The sequence below is a fragment of the Caballeronia sordidicola genome, from assembly GCF_001544455.2.
Lineage (GTDB): Bacteria > Pseudomonadota > Gammaproteobacteria > Burkholderiales > Burkholderiaceae > Caballeronia > Caballeronia sordidicola.
The window spans coordinates 538,984-554,516 of the sequence record NZ_FCOC02000001.1; the positions used below are offsets into that span (position 1 = coordinate 538,984).

General features: G+C 60.8%; 11 protein-coding genes. 3 read left to right on the top strand and 8 right to left on the bottom strand.

The features are described 5' to 3' along the window. Positions 1-232 precede the first annotated feature (232 nt). On the top strand, positions 233-1,000 hold the full coding sequence (locus AWB64_RS02345; protein WP_060816995.1) for a glycosyltransferase family 2 protein: 768 nt from the start codon (positions 233-235) through the stop codon (positions 998-1,000). On the opposite strand, the gene AWB64_RS02350 is transcribed toward AWB64_RS02345, so the two are convergent. After that, on the bottom strand, positions 969-2,102 hold the full coding sequence (locus tag AWB64_RS02350) for a glycosyltransferase family 4 protein (protein WP_060816996.1): 1,134 nt from the start codon (positions 2,100-2,102) through the stop codon (positions 969-971). The two genes, AWB64_RS02345 and AWB64_RS02350, sit on opposite strands and share 32 nt — an antisense overlap. Next, entirely contained in the window at positions 2,102-5,668 is a 3,567-nt protein-coding gene (gene dnaE, locus AWB64_RS02355) for a DNA polymerase III subunit alpha (RefSeq protein WP_208603239.1), read from the bottom strand. Before dnaE ends, AWB64_RS02350 begins: the two co-directional genes overlap by 1 nt. A 261-nt stretch (positions 5,669-5,929) precedes the next feature. On the opposite strand from dnaE, the gene AWB64_RS02360 reads away from it, so the two are divergent. After that, positions 5,930-6,799 carry a sulfurtransferase gene (locus tag AWB64_RS02360; RefSeq protein ID WP_082850337.1) on the top strand — a complete coding sequence of 290 codons (870 nt, stop codon included), beginning with the start codon at positions 5,930-5,932 and terminating at the stop codon, positions 6,797-6,799. A 91-nt stretch (positions 6,800-6,890) separates the two neighbouring features. Next, complete coding sequence (gluQRS, locus tag AWB64_RS02365; protein WP_060816998.1) at positions 6,891-7,784, top strand: tRNA glutamyl-Q(34) synthetase GluQRS; 894 nt, start codon at positions 6,891-6,893, stop codon at positions 7,782-7,784. A 95-nt stretch (positions 7,785-7,879) separates the two neighbouring features. Here gluQRS and AWB64_RS02370 read toward each other — a convergent pair whose 3' ends face one another. From AWB64_RS02370 to purT, 6 genes are all read right to left on the bottom strand, one after another. Continuing rightward, positions 7,880-9,415, bottom strand: coding sequence for a DEAD/DEAH box helicase (locus AWB64_RS02370; RefSeq protein ID WP_060816999.1), 1,536 nt, complete (start codon positions 9,413-9,415; stop codon positions 7,880-7,882). A 494-nt stretch (positions 9,416-9,909) separates the two neighbouring features. Beyond that, the gene (locus tag AWB64_RS02375; RefSeq protein WP_060817000.1) at positions 9,910-11,367 is read right to left on the bottom strand and encodes an aldehyde dehydrogenase family protein; all 1,458 of its coding nucleotides are present in this window, start codon (positions 11,365-11,367) and stop codon (positions 9,910-9,912) included. Positions 11,368-11,385: 18 nt separating this feature from the next. Continuing rightward, positions 11,386-13,038 carry an acetolactate synthase large subunit gene (locus AWB64_RS02380; protein ID WP_060817182.1) on the bottom strand — a complete coding sequence of 551 codons (1,653 nt, stop codon included), beginning with the start codon at positions 13,036-13,038 and terminating at the stop codon, positions 11,386-11,388. Positions 13,039-13,352: 314 nt separating this feature from the next. Next, positions 13,353-13,766 (bottom strand): MliC family protein, encoded by a 414-nt coding sequence (locus tag AWB64_RS02385; RefSeq protein ID WP_341845185.1) that lies wholly within the window; start codon positions 13,764-13,766, stop codon positions 13,353-13,355. Between the two features lie 55 nt (positions 13,767-13,821). Next, positions 13,822-13,977: a DUF6726 family protein gene (locus AWB64_RS31335; protein ID WP_341845188.1), complete on the bottom strand. Its 156-nt coding sequence runs from the start codon at positions 13,975-13,977 to the stop codon at positions 13,822-13,824. A gap of 69 nt (positions 13,978-14,046) precedes the next feature. Then, positions 14,047-15,288, bottom strand: a complete 1,242-nt coding sequence (gene purT / locus AWB64_RS02390; RefSeq protein ID WP_060817001.1) for a formate-dependent phosphoribosylglycinamide formyltransferase — start codon at positions 15,286-15,288, stop codon at positions 14,047-14,049. Positions 15,289-15,533 lie beyond the last annotated feature (245 nt).

The window sequence follows — 15,533 nt, forward strand, 5'->3', positions numbered from 1 at the left end:
CGCTGCGCGGACACGAGCGCGCGTCGAGTCTGGTATAACGATGGCCGGGCGGACAGCCTCACGGTGGCGCGGCGCGCAGTGCCCATGTGCGCTTCATCCCGTCTTGCAAACATGCGCCGGGATGTAGCGGGGTACGCAAAATCGCCGTGACAGCGACTATAAACGCAGCGCTCGCAGCTGGTGCTTTTGGCGTCAAATTATAGCAATTTCACGGAATTTACTTTCACGTCCCATGACCCGCCCAACGCTTGGCATCGCCCTGATCACCTTCAACGCAGCGGCCCGTCTTGCGCAGTGTCTCGAGGCCGTTTCGTTCGCGGATGAAATCGTCGTGGTCGACGGCGGCAGCACTGACGCGACCATCGGGATTGCAGAGGCGCACCGTGCGCGAGTGGTGGAAGCGCGCGACTGGCCCGGCTTCGGCCCGCAGAAAAACCGCGCTCTCGATGCGCTGACAACGGACTGGGTGCTGTCAATCGACGCCGACGAAATCGTGTCGCCGGAATTGGGACTAGCGATCCGCGAGGCGCTCGCCAAACCGCAAGCCGATGTCTACGCGGTCGATCGTTTATCGAACTTTTGCGGCCACTGGATTTATCACAGCGGCTGGTATCCGGACTGGATTCCGCGGCTCTTCAAGCGCGGCGCCGCGCGTTTCTCCGATGACCTGGTGCACGAGCGGCTCGTGCTTTCGCAACCCGGCGCAACGAAAACCGCGCGCTTGCAAGGCAAGCTGATGCATTACTCGTACGAGGACTTCGAGACCGTGCTGCGCAAGCTCGATGCTTATTCCACGGCCGGTGCGCAACAACGTCACGCGGCGGGAAAACGCGGCAGTTTCAGCACGGCGGTGCTGCGCGGCGCATGGGCATTCGTGCGCACTTACCTGCTGCGACTCGGTTTTCTCGATGGCCGCGCGGGTTTCATGATCGCCGTATTCAACGCGCAGACCGTGTATTACCGCTTTCTCAAGCTGGCGCAGTTGAACCAGCCGCGCTGATTGGATTGTTCGGACTGTTCGAATTCCGGATGCCGGCGGCAAGCTCAAGCAATGCTTCTATATGCGCGTCAATGCTCGTGTTGTAGAGAATGGACTCAGCGCCGAGATTCTCCGGCCTGGAATCGAGCGCACTTTGCACGGTGCGGCGCAAATCGTCGGCGTTTCCCGGCTGGAACGTGAATTTTGCACGGTCCGCGATGGCGCTGATGCAACCGATGCTGGCCGGGAAGATCACGGGCGTTCCGCACATCACGGACTCGATGCCCACCAGTCCAAACGGTTCGTACGACGACGCGAGAATCGTGAAGTCAGCCGCCCTATACGCGTCCTCGATGTTCTTCGCATACCCGATATACCGGAGCCGGTCCGAGCCCCGTGCGGGCGGCCTTCCGGCAACCGCGATCACGACCGGCAAGCCGCTGTCCCGCAGCGCCGCTTCAATAAGCGGCAAGCCCTTGCGCTCATGGCTGCTGGATGGAAACAGCAGAACCGTTTCGTGTTCGGCGAAACCGAATTGCTTGCGAAGCTCGGCGCGCTTCGCTGCGGATACCGGCGAGAAGCGCGTGTCGTCAACGGGCGGACAGAGTACGCGAATCTTCGAATCGGGCACGTTGTAGAGCTTGCGCAATTCGTCGCGCATCATCTCCGAGTGCGCGACGATCACCGCAGCCTGCCGATACTGCAATCGCTCGATCTCGATCTGCCGGGTGTCCGACCTGCGCTCACCGCGTCCGGTCGCGGCAAGAAAGCCGATATGCGTACCGCCGCAGATTGCAATCTCCGACGACTCCACGCGATTGCAACCGATCAGCACATCGACCCGCGCCTTCTTTCGAGCCCGCTTTACCGCCCAGTTGAAGTAGGTGTCACGCAGCTTGGACGGCAAAAACGACACGTTGATTTTGTGCGCCGTGACCATTGCGCTCTCAGGCTGCGATGTGTCGATCTTTCGTGCAAAAAACACCGGCTTGCGTTCGCCGGTAAAGCCGGCCGTATTGAGCCCGCGAACGAGGTCCATTGCGTAGCGCTCAAGTCCGCCGCTTTGCTTGAGCGCATTGGCGGAGATGCCGAGCTTTGGCAACGGGCGGATCGCGGCACGCATCAATAGACGATTTCGATGGAGCTGCCTGCGAATTCTCCCCGCAGCGCGCTAATGAGATCGTCGGTTGGCTTCACACGCCATTCGTCGCCAAGCCGCACTTCTCCTTCAGCGTGTTCGCTTCTGTACAGAATGCTCACGTTCAAGCCATTCGGAATCTGCACGGGTGCGCGTTGGCCGCGGCCGCCCTCGCCTTCTCGTGAGCCGCCGCCTCGCGGACCACCACGCGACGTCTGCTGCGCCGCTGCCGGCACCGCCTGCTCAGGCGGCGCGCTGTGCGCTTCCAGTACCTTCTTCAATCGCACCGCGTCGGCGTTGCCGTTCATTTCGACCTTCACGGATTGCGCGTAGCGGCTGCGCGCACGCTCCAGATCCATTGCCGCTTCAACCGTAAAACGAATGCCACCAGTGAACGCGTCGTTGCGCGCCTGGCCCTGCACCACCAGCAACTCGTCTTCCTTGTAGAGCGCCTTGTTCGCCTCGAACTGCTCGTTGAATACGGTGACTTCGCACTGGCCGGTGCCGTCGTCCAGATTGACGATCAGCATCTTGCCGCGCTGGGTCATCTGCGTGCGCATGGTCGTGATCACACCTGCCACCAGTTTGTCGCGCCCTTCTTTCAACTCGCCAATTTTTTGCCGGACGAAGCGGCGCACTTCGGTCTTGTAGGCATCGAACAAATGGCCCGACAAGTAGAAACCCAGCGCGCTCTTCTCTTCCTGCAAGCGCTTCTTGTCCGGCCACATGGGTTCATCGACCAGATCGTGACCTTGCTGTGGTTCGTCGCCCATGTCGAAAAGACCGGACTGCATGGCGTTCGCCGCAGCCTGATCCGCCGCTTCCATGGCGAGCGGCACCGACGCAATCAACTGCGCGCGGTTGTCATGCAGCGAATCGAACGCGCCCGCGCGAATCAGCGCTTCCACCGTGCGCCGGTTCACCATGCGGCGATCCACGCGGGTGCAGAAGTCGAAGATATCCGTGAACGGACCGTCTTCCCGAGCGCGCAGGATTTCCTCGATAGCGCTCTGCCCACTGCCCTTTACCGCGCCGAGGCCGTATCGAATGGTTCTGGAACGCTTGCCGTCGGCTTCGGCCACGGGCTCGAACCGGTAGGCCGACTGGTTGATATCGGGCGGCAATACGGCCATCTTGTTGACGAGGCAATCCTCGAACAGGATCTTGACCTTGTCGGTGTCGTCCATGGCAAGCGACATGTTGGCCGCCATGAATTCGGCTGGATGATGCGCCTTGAGCCACGCCGTGAAGTACGCGAGCAACGCGTAGGCGGCCGCGTGCGACTTGTTGAAACCGTAGCCCGCGAACTTCTCCATCAAGTCGAAGATTTCGTCGGCCTTCCCGGCGGTCAGGCCGTTTTTCGCCGCGCCCTGCCGGAACAGTTCGCGGTGCTCGGCCATTTCCTCGGCCTTTTTCTTGCCCATCGCGCGGCGCAGCAGGTCGGCGCCACCGAGCGAGTATCCGCCGATGATCTGCGCCATCTGCATCACCTGCTCCTGATAGACCATGATCCCGTAGGTCTCTTTCAGGACGGATTCCACGCGCGGGTCCGGATACTCCACGATCTCCCGGCCATGCTTACGCGCGCAGAAGCTTGGAATCAGGTCCATTGGGCCCGGCCGGTACAAGGCCACCAGCGCAATGATGTCCTCGAACCGGTCAGGCTGCGCGTCCTTCAGCATGCCCTGCATGCCGCGGCTTTCAAGCTGGAACACGGCGACCGTGTTCGCTTTCTTGAGAATCTGGAACGAAGCGGGATCGTCGAGCGGAACTTGCGACAGGTTCCAGTCTTTTTTCGATGGATCCAGACGGCGGATATACCGTTCTGCCCAGTCGAGAATGGTGAGCGTGGTGAGGCCCAAAAAGTCGAACTTCACCAGCCCGACGGCCTCCACGTCGTCCTTGTCGTACTGGCTGACCACGCCGCCGTCTTCGCCCTGCGTGTATAGCGGGCAGAAATCCGTGAGCTTGCCCGGCGCGATCAGCACGCCGCCCGCGTGCATGCCGACGTTGCGCGTGAGCCCTTCCACGCGTTGAGCAAGTTCGATTAGCTGATGCACCTCGTCTTCGTTGTCGAAGCGTTCCTGCAGCGTCGGCTCTTCCTTCAGCGCGTCCGCGATGGTCACGTGCTTGCCCGGCTTGAACGGAATCAGCTTCGCAATGCCGTCGGTGAACATGTAGCCCAGATCGAGCACGCGGCCTATGTCCCGAACGGCCGCTTTTGCCGCCATCGTGCCGAACGTCGCGATCTGCGACACGGCGTCCGCGCCGTACTTCTGCTTCACATACTGGATGACGCGGTCGCGCCCTTCCTGGCAAAAGTCGATGTCGAAGTCAGGCATCGACACGCGGTCCGGATTCAGGAATCGTTCGAACAGCAGGTTGTACTTGAGCGGATCAAGATCGGTGATGAACAACGCATACGCGACGAGCGATCCCGCGCCCGATCCACGGCCCGGGCCGACCGGCACGCCATTGTTCTTCGCCCACATGATGAAGTCGGCAACGATCAGGAAGTAGCCCGGGAAGCCCATGCCAATAATGGTCTTGCACTCGAACTCAAGGCGCGCGTAATACGTCTCGCGCTGCGCTTCACGAGTGGCTTCGTCCGGGTAAAGCTGGACGAGGCGTTTCTCGAGCCCGTCCTTCGACAAATGCACGAGGTAATCGTCAAGCGACATGCCGTCGGGCGTCGGAAACAGCGGCAGTTTCGGCTTGCCCAACTCGAGCTTCAGATTGCAGCGTTTCGCAATTTCCACCGTGTTCGCCAACGCCGACGGAATGTCCGCGAACAACGCGCACATGTCGTCTTGTGTACGAAAATATTGCTCGGTCGTGAATCGCTTTTGACGGCGCGGATTCGCGAGCATGTCCCCTTCGGAAATACACACGCGCGCTTCGTGCGCCGTGAAATCGTCCGGCGTCATGAACTGCATGGGATGCGTGGCGACAACCGGCAAGTTCAACTGCGCGGCGAGCGCGACGGCTTGCTGAATATACGTCTCGCCGCCCGGATGTCCGGCCCGCTGCAACTCGATGTAGAACGCATTGGGAAAGAGCTTCGCCCAGCGCTCGGCGTGACGAAGCGCAGCCTGGTCGTTGCCAGCCGCGAATGCCATGCCGATATCGCCATGCTGTGCGCCCGACAGCGCCAGCAAGCCGTCGGACAATCCGTTTTCGAGCCATTCGTACTCGACTTCCGCCCGCCCGCGATACTGATTCGTGAGCCAGGCTTTCGAAAGCAGTTCACAAAGGTTGAGATAACCGCGCTGATTCCTGACCAGCAGCAGCAAACGCGAAGGTTTGTCGCGATCTGCTGGATTGGTGATCCAGACGTCGCAGCCGGCGATGGGTTTTACACCCTTGCCCCGCGCTTCCTTGTAGAAGCGGACAAGGCCGAATGCATTGCCGAGATCGGTCAGCGCGAGCGCGCCCTGACCGTCCTGGGCGGCGGCCTTGACAACGTCGTCAAGGCGCACGATGCCGTCGGCAATCGAGAATTCGGAATGAACACGAAGATGGACAAAGCGGGGATCTGACATGACCGATATTGTACATGCGCCTATTCGCGAAAATACCTCTCACCGCACGCGTTAGCCATTCGGCCGAGGGCTCAACGCGTTCAATTCGCATGATGAAAAAAGTGCCGCATCCTTGTGGATGTAGTGCGCTCGTCATTAGCCGTTCGGCCGAGTCGGACGCGTCGGCGGTTTGCGGGATAATAGGGACTCGACATCAATCTTTTGCGCCTGTCGAGTTCGTTTTTCCTTCCGGCAACGCCCGTTTCCAAGCACTTTAAGAGCATTTGCGTCATGAGCATCATCAATCTTTCCGCGTATAAATTTGTGACCATCGAAAGCGGCGCCGACTGGCGGCCGCTGATTGTCGAACGCTGCCTGTCCCTTGGCTTGCGCGGCACGATCCTGCTCGCGCCCGAAGGCATCAATTTGTTTGTGGCGGGCGAGCCCGCGCCCGTCCGGGCATTCATGGAATACGTTCGGACAGATCCGCTTTTCGAAGGCAAATTCGCCGATCTGGAATTCAAGGAAAGCATTTCGGCTACGCAGCCTTTCGGCAAGATGCTGGTCAAGCTGAAGCGCGAAATCATCACCATGAAGAAGCCGGCAATCAAGCCGGAACTCGGCCGCGCGCCGTCGGTGTCTGCTGCCACGCTGAAGGCGTGGCTCGACCGGGGACACGACGAAGAGGGCCGTCCGGTCGTCATGCTCGACACGCGCAATGCGTTCGAAGTCGACGTGGGCACCTTCGACCAGGCGCTTGATTACCGCATCGACAAATTCAGCGAGTTTCCCGCCGTGATCGAAGCGCATCGTGCGGATATGGAGGGCAAGACGGTGGTGTCGTTCTGCACGGGAGGGATCCGCTGCGAAAAAGCTGCGATTCACATGAAGGAAGTCGGCATCGACCACGTTTATCAGCTTGAAGGCGGCATTCTCAAGTACTTCGAGGAAGTGGGCGGCGCGCATTATCACGGCGAATGTTTTGTGTTCGATCATCGGACTGCTTTGAATGCGGCGCTGGAACCGGCAGCAAATGCGCAAGATGGCGATGCCACAGGCGCGGAAGACGAAGCAGTCGGCAGCGACGAAGCGCACGCCGCGATCACGGCCGACGGCCGGGCTTCGTTTCCCGGTCCAGGCGAGACACGGCATAAGGCATGAGTTTCATCACCGCCCGGCGCGTCGCTGCGCGACTTTCGCTCCAAATTAAACGGAGCAACCGGAGCACATTGCCAACGGTCGGGCGCGGCGGATGAACACCAATCGAGCTTATCGCGGGCGTTTTGCGCCTTCTCCCACCGGGCCGCTGCACTTGGGCTCGCTGGTGAGCGCGCTGGCCAGTTTCCTCGATGCCCGCGCGCATCGGGGAACATGGCTCGTCCGGATTGAAGACGTGGACGGTCCGCGCACCGTACCCGGCGCCGCCGAGGGAATCCTGGACACGCTGCGCAAGTTCGGCATGCAGCCCGACGAGGAACCCATCTGGCAGAGTCAACGCGAGGGCGCGTATCAGCGGGCGTTCGACCTGTTGTTATCGGCGGGACGAGTGTATCCGTGTGGCTGCACGCGTCGCGAGATTGCCGATTCGCTCGCGCGCAGCCATGCGGGGCACGCGCGGCACACCACCCTCGCGTATCCGGGAACGTGCCGCGACGGACTGCACGGCAGGCCGCCGCGAGCGTGGCGCGTGCGGGTGCCGGATGGCGACGCTGCCGTGTTCACTTTCGAGGATCGATGGCAAGGCAAGCAGACACAGGATCTGGCAACGGACGTCGGCGATTTCGTGCTCAAGCGCGCGGATGGCGAATGGGCGTACCAGCTTGCGGTTGTTGTAGACGATGCGGATTGCGGCATCACGCATATTGTCCGCGGTGAGGATCTGCTGGATTCAACCGCGCGCCAGATTTACCTGCAGCAGTGCCTGCGCGTTCCGACGCCGGCCTATTTGCACGTTCCCGTGGTGGAAAACGAGCACGGTGAGAAGCTCAGCAAACAAACGGGCGCGACGGCGCTGGACACGGCCCATCCCCTTGCAGCGCTGACCTTGGCGGCCAAGCATCTCGGACTGGAAACATCGTGCGTTGGTTCGCTCGAAACGTTTTTTTCGGACGCCACCATGCAATGGGCGCGAAGGTTCGGAACCTAGGTTCCCGCATATCCGCGCCTTACCCAAAAACCACCGCGTAAAAATGCAAAAAGCGGCATTGCTGCCGCTTTCCATCAAAAGACACGCGTCAAACCTCAGGACTCCGACTGCGTCCTGCGCGGCATGCCTAGTCCGCCCAGCAAAGCGGCCAGCGGCTGACGCGGCGCGCTTTTCCGTTCGGCTTCCGCCGCTGCCTCGTCCTGCGCTTTCCTGGCCGATGCCGGCGACGCCACATACGGCTTCAGGAAAAAATCATCGACCGGTTGCTGGCGCGAATGCGAGCGCTCGAAGGACGTAGAACGGCGGCGCGGCTCCTCACTGCGCGCATGCCGATGTTCACCGCGCTCCGCACGCGCCGGCCGTTCGTCACGGCGACCCGAAGACGACTCGCGCCGCACCGGCACATCGACCTTCAGCGTCATGACTTCGAGCGGCCGCTTGATCAGCTTTTCGATATCGGCGAGTTGCTTGCGCTCGTTGGGGCTGCATAGCGACAACGCGTCGCCCGTTGCGCCCGCGCGTCCCGTCCGGCCAATACGGTGAACATAATCTTCAGCACTGAACGGCAGATCGAAGTTGATCACGGCCGGCAAATCCGTGATGTCAAGGCCGCGCGCCGCGACGTCGGTTGCGACCAGCGCTTCAATTTCGCCCTTCTTGAATGCATCGAGCGCCTGCATGCGCTCGCCCTGCGTGCGATCGCCGTGAATGGCCGTCGCCACGATTCCGTCTTTTTCCAGCACGCGCGCGAGACGGCTTGCGCCAATCTTGCTGTTGCAGAACACTAGAACCTGCTTCAGGCCGCGCTCGCGGATCAATTGCGTCACCGCACCTGACTTGTCGCTTTCGGCGATTTCGAACACGATCTGGCGCACATTCGCGTTCGTGGAATTACTGCGCGCGACTTCGATGGTTTGCGGATTGCGCAAATAAGTTGCTGCGAGCTTCTTGATTTCACCTGAGAACGTGGCCGAGAACAGCAGCGTCTGGCGTTCCTTCGGCAGCAAATTCAAGATGCGCTGCAGATCCGGCAGGAAGCCCATGTCGAGCATGCGGTCGGCTTCGTCAAGCACGAGCATCTGCACCTGACCGAGATTCAGCGTTTTTTGCTGCACGTGATCGAGCAGGCGTCCCGGCGTTGCGATCAGGATTTCCACGCCGCGCCGCAAGGCTTCGGATTGCGGGTTCATGTCGACACCGCCAAACACCACGGTGCTGCGCAGCGGCGTGTGCTTGGAATAAGCCTGTACGTTGGCCGCGACCTGATCCGCGAGTTCGCGCGTAGGCGTGAGAATCAGCGCGCGCACCGGATGACGGGCAGGCGATGCGCTCGTGCTTGCCGTTGGCAGCAGACGCTGGATGATCGGCAGCGAGAAACTTGCCGTCTTGCCCGTGCCTGTCTGGGCGGCGCCCATTACGTCACGGCCGGCGAGCACCACGGGAATCGCCTGCGCCTGGATGGGCGTGGGAATCGTGTAGCCAGACTCAACCACCGCGCGCAGGATATCTGCAGACAGGCCGAACTGGTCGAATGTGGGCACAGGACCGGGCGCTTGAGGTGAGACGCGGGTCTCAGCGCCGGGTGCGTCGGATGAAGCGGCGGACGGGTTCGTGACGACGGGATCGGACATGGTGACTTTGGTGGCTTTCGCTTTCGCTAAAAATGCGCCGGAGCGGCGCGCGAGCGGTCATTCCACCGCTCATGGACATCGTAAGGAAGAAGCCGCGTGTCTCGCCTTGCAACTGGCAATCGGCGATCAACCCGCGGACTTCGGATTCGCAAGGTTTCGACCTCTGCGAATTTTTGCCTGATCCGGCCTGATGCAACCGGACAGCGTAGTACGTATAGCAAGTACAAACGGCTCAAACGGCAACGTACACGTGATAAGTGCATGTACAACGGCGTGCGTGGCGCTGCCTCGACGGCGAGCAATATGAAAAACACGATCGCGCCCTGCTCCGCAGTCGCGCCGGTCGTGGCGCCCGGACTACGGGAAAGCCCGATATTGTAGCACTGCGCCGCATGCCGCCACGCGCCGATAGCGCTACACGTTGATTCGTCGCAAAGCCCGGCCGGCCGGGCTTTGCGACCATTCCAACCGTTTCAAGCAGCGGCTGCAACGGTCTATTTTGCTTTCGACGCGGGTTTGGGTGCATCGCGAACGACCATCAGGCGCAATTCCGTCATGTCCTCGATGGCATATTTGACGCCTTCCCGCCCAAGCCCAGAGTCCTTGACACCGCCATACGGCATATTGTCGACACGGAACGACGGCACGTCGTTGATCACCACGCCGCCTACTTCCAGTTCGTCCCAGGCGAGATTCACGTTCGTGAGGCTATCGGAGAAGACACCGGCTTGCAGGCCAAAATCGCTGTCGTTCACTGTTTCGAGCGCCTGGGCGAAATCGGTGAACTTTTCGAGCAGCGCAACCGGACCAAACGCTTCCTTTCTGTACAAATCCTGATCACGCTTCACACCTTCGAGCAACGTTGCTTCGAACATTGCGCCGTCCACCTTCCCGCCCGCAATGATCTTTGCGCCGCTGGACACCGCGCTTTCCATCCAGCCAGCAAGCCGTTTGGACTCGGATTCCGAAATCATCGGGCCGACAAACGTCTTTTCGTCTTTAGGATCGCCCATTTTCAGCGACTTCGTTTTCGCGATGAGCTTTTCGCGCAGCGCATCGTAGATATCTGCGTGCGCCAGGATGCGTTGCACGCCAATGCAGCTTTGCCCCGATTGGTAGAACGCACCAAACGCCAGCCGGTCCACGACGTAATCAAGCCTGTCCGCCTGATCGCGATCGACAATCGCCGCCGCGTTGCCGCCCAGCTCCAGAATCACCTTCTTCTTGCCTGCCTTCTTTTTCAGCTCCCAGCCAACTGCGGGCGAGCCTGTGAACGACAGCAAGCGGAAGCGTTCGTCGGTGGTGAAAAGATCCGCGCCGTCGCGATGTGCCGGGAGAATCGAAAACGCGCCCTTCGGCAAGTCTGTTTCGGCAAGCACCTCGCCCATGATCAATGCGCCGACCGGCGTACGGCTCGCCGGTTTCAACACGAATGGACAACCGGCGGCGATTGCGGGCGCAACCTTGTGCGCGGTCAGGTTCAACGGGAAATTGAATGGCGATATGAACGAGCACGGACCAATCGGCACGCGTTTGTAGTAACCGTGATACCCCGCGGCGCGCGGTGCGATTTCAAGGTTGATCATGCCGCCGTCTATACGCACCGACTCCTCGGCGGCCACCCTGAATGTATCGATAAGACGCGTCACCTCGCCCTTCGAATCGTTGATCGGCTTGCCGGCCTCAATGCACAGCGCTTCCGCGAGTTCGTCGAAACGTTCGCGAAACCGCTTCACGCAATGGTCCAGAACCGCTTGCCGCTGATACGGCTTGAACTCGCGCATCGCGCGCTGGGCAGCAACCGCGTGGCCGATCGCGGCGTCGATTGTCTCTGCGTCCGCCATTGCCACGCGCGTCGCGACTTCGCCACTGAATTTATCGGTGACTTCAAGGTCCGTGTTGGCCGCCACGGCTTCGTTCGCCAGGTAATACGGATAGGTTTTCTTCAGCATGTCAGCATCTCCATGAGTCTAAAGTTGCGCGCTGAGGCGCTTGATCTCGCGGTTCAACACGCGCTCGTTGTCGGAATAGTCGATGGGCACGTCGATCAGGTGCACACCCGGCGTGGCAAAACATTCACGTATCAAGGGCGCGAGCGCCTCTGCAGTTTCCACCCGATGCCCGATCGCTCCATAACTCTGCGCATACGCCACGAAGTCCGGGTTCTGCAGCGTCATGCCGTAATCCGGGAAATTCATGTTTTCCTGCTTCCACCGGATCATGCCGAACGCATCGTCGCGCAACAGCAAGATGACCAGGTCCAGTTTCAGCCGCACGGCGGTTTCGACTTCCTGTGAATTCATCATGAAACCGCCGTCGCCGCAGACCGCCATCACGTTGCGCTCCGGGTGCACGATCTTGCTTGCAATAGCAGACGGCAGGCCCGCTCCCATGGACGCGAGCGCGTTGTCCAGAAGAATGGAATTCGGTTCGTGCGCCCGGTAATAACGGGCGAACCAGATCTTGTACATGCCGTTGTCGAGGCAAATGATTCCGTCCTTCGGCATGGTGTCGTAGACGTCCTTCACGATCCGCACGGGATACATGGGGAAGCGGTCGTCGTGCTCGCCTTTCGCAAGTTGCGCGTCGAAGTGCTCCTTGATCATCCTGAAGCGCGAAAAATCCCAGTTGTCCTGCGGTTCTTTCAGGAGTTCCTTCATTTGCCAGACAGCATTCGCAATGTCACCCACCACTTCAATTTGCGGGAAATACACCGGGTCGACCTGAGCACCGAGAAAATTCACGTGAATCACGGTCTTTTCGCCAGCGTCGCCGCTGCGCATGAAAAACGGCGGCTTTTCGATCACGTCGTGACCAATGTTGATGATGCAATCCGCGTGATCGATCGCGCGATGCACGAAATCCCCATCGGATAGCGTCGCATTGCCGAGCCACATGGGATGAGATTCATCGATCACGCCCTTGCCCATTTGCGTGGTGAAAAACGGAATGCCAATCTGATCGACGAATTCGCGCAGCATCTTCGTGGTCGTCTTGCGGTTGCCGCCCGCGCCGATCATCAATAAGGGATGCCGTGCTTCGCGAATGGCCTCGACTGCGCGCTCCACCGCTTTTTCCTCCGCGACCGGGCGGCGGCTGAAGCTCTTGGGAATCGGCGCGCCGTCGCCTTCCTCGTGCGCCACGTCTTCCGGCAATTCCAGATGGGTTGCGCCCGGGCGCTCTTCCTCGGCTCGCCGGAAAGCCTCCCGCACCGAAGCCGGAATATTGCCGATAGACACCATGGAACGCGTGTACTTGGTGAGCGGTTCCATCATCCGGACCACGTCGACAATCTGGAAGCTGCCCTGCTTGCTCGACTTGATCGGTTTCTGGCCCGTGACCATCAGCATGGGCATGCCGCCCAACTGCGCATACGCAGCGGCGGTCACGAAGTTGGTGGCGCCCGGCCCGAGCGTTGCGAGGCACACGCCCGTCTTGCCCGTCAGCCGGCCGTATGTCGCGGCCATGAAACCCGCGGCCTGTTCGTGGCGCGTCAGGATCAGCTTGATCTTCGAGCGGCGCAGCGATTCGAGGAGATCGAGATTTTCTTCGCCGGGGATGCCGAACACATATTCGACTTTCTCGGCTTCCAGCGCTTTGACGAACAGATCCGATGCTTTCATGGAAAAGTCTCGCTTGATGGCGACGCGCACGACGAATGCCGTGCGCGAGACGCAATGAGATGAATCGGCTGCACGCAGCGAGGCCGCGCGGCAGCCGCCGGTCGTTCAATGTGCCTGAAGCCTTCGCCCCGGCACAACCATAGCAACCATACTCCCGATAGCCGTTCAATGCCGCGACGGGCCTTCACGTTAGCCATTCGGCCGAGGTTTCGAACCGGCTCGCCAAATAACGCCCCATAGAAGAAGCCCGTTCCGACTCACGTCAAAACGGGCTTCTTCTCTAAATTTATCGATCATCAAACAAACGAACCGCGCTACGTTCCCGTCTTGCACTCGGCAAGCATTGGCGCGGCTTTCGGGTCCGCGGTCTCGTCGGTGAGCGTGCCTTCAGGGCCCTTCGTCCACCATGTGTAATGGTCCCCGACGTATTTCGCGCCCGACGCAGCGAGCACATTCACAAACAGCATCTTGCGGCCATCCACGGTGAGCAGCGCAAAGCTCTGTTTGTTCTTCGTGTTCATATACTGGACGGTCAATGCCTTGCCACCGCTGCATTTGTAGCGAAGCGTGTTGGTGGTGGCCGTCTGGACCTGCGGCACGGTCAGCGGCATGGAAAACGCCGCGTGCGTTGCGCATACGGCGCACAGCGCGCCCACGGCCGCCACGAATCGTCCGATCTTCCTGCTAGCCCTTCCAGTCCCGCACATTCGTTCGATCACTCCTTTCATCGTGCTGTCCTTTCGTTGGTCGTTTGTGGCGTCGGTGCACCGCAGCTCACGGCGATCAAGGATCGATCACGCCGGCGCAGGCGTCGGTAGGCGCCGCCGCTACGTGACCCACCACCGGCACGATCTTCAATCCCGCCGACGCAATACGGCACGGCGCCGCCGCCAATCCGCACCCGCCCAATCCAGCCAGGACCGCGCATAACGCAGCCATTGCACACCATTTCACTGTGAAACCTCCGTGCTGCCCGCGCGTATCCACTGGGCAAGCAGCGTGTTGCCGTCATCGAGTGGAGACGGGTCTTACCTTAGACGCTGCCAGCTTCGCGCGTTCCCGGGCTTCGCCCGTATCGCGTCCAGTCGCGAGCGCCACGCCCATGCGGCGCTTCGTGAAACTTTCGGGCTTGCCGAACAGACGCAGGTCGGAATCGGGCACCGCGAGCGCTTCGGCTACGCCTTCGAAGCCAATACCCGCTTCGTCCAGCCCGCCATAGATCACCGCCGATGCACCCGGCGCGCGCAACGCCGTATCCACGGGAAGACCGAGAATCGCGCGCGCGTGGAGGTCGAATTCGGAGAAACGCTGCGTGGCGAGCGTGACCAGACCTGTGTCATGCGGTCGCGGGCTGACTTCGGAAAACCAGACATCGTCGCCGCGCACGAACAGCTCCACGCCAAACAAGCCGCGGCCGCCGAGCGCCGTGGTGACCTTTTCGGCGACATTGCGCGATTTCGCCAGCGCCACGGCGCTCATGGCCTGCGGCTGCCACGATTCCACATAATCGCCCGCCACTTGAACGTGACCGATCGGGTCGCAGAAATAGGTCTGCAGATCGCCCGTTTCCGCACTGCTTGCGCGCACGGTGAGTTGCGTGATCTCGTACTCGAAGTCGATAAACCCCTCCACGATCACCCGTCCGTGATTGACCCGGCCGCCGGCCATGGCGTGTTGCCACGCGGGTTCAATATCAGCGTCGCTCCTGAGCACCGATTGCCCCTTGCCCGACGACGACATCACCGGCTTCACCACACATGGAAAACCAATCTTTTCGATGCCCGACTTCATCTCGGCAAGCGAATCGGCGAACGCATAGGGCGAAGTCGGCAGGCCAAGCGTCTCGGCGGCGAGACGGCGAATGCCTTCGCGGTTCATCGTGAGCTGGGTCGCGCGCGCGGTCGGAATCACGACAGCACGTTGCTCGGCTTCGATTTCGGCCAGCGTGTCGGTCGCGATGGCCTCGATTTCCGGCACGATCAAATGCGGCTTCTCGGCTGCGATCAGCGCGCGCAACGCCGCGCCGTCGGTCATGTCGATCACGTGCGAGCGATGCGCGACCTGATGGCCGGGTGCATCGGCGTAACGATCCACCGCGATGGTCTCCACGCCGAGCCGCTGCAACGCGATGATCACTTCCTTGCCGAGTTCGCCCGCGCCGAGCAGCATCACGCGGGTGGCGCCAGACGAAAGCGGCGTGCCGATAATGCCGGTTTGAAAAGGGGACGCAGCGGACTTCGCGCTTGGCATGGATGCTCCGGAAAAGAGGCCTGTAAAACCCGGAATGTTAACACGCGCACTTATGCTGGGGACGATCCGCGAGGTACACGCGCCGCCGATTGCAAGGCAGGATTCCGCCACGGAAAAGAACGCTGGAAATGACCTTTCTTTACACATCGCAACGATTCGATTGCAAACGGCCTTGGGTCGTGCCTGACGAGTGCGATACCCTTACGGTTTTGCCAGCCTGAGGATATTTCATGTCGATGCAGCCT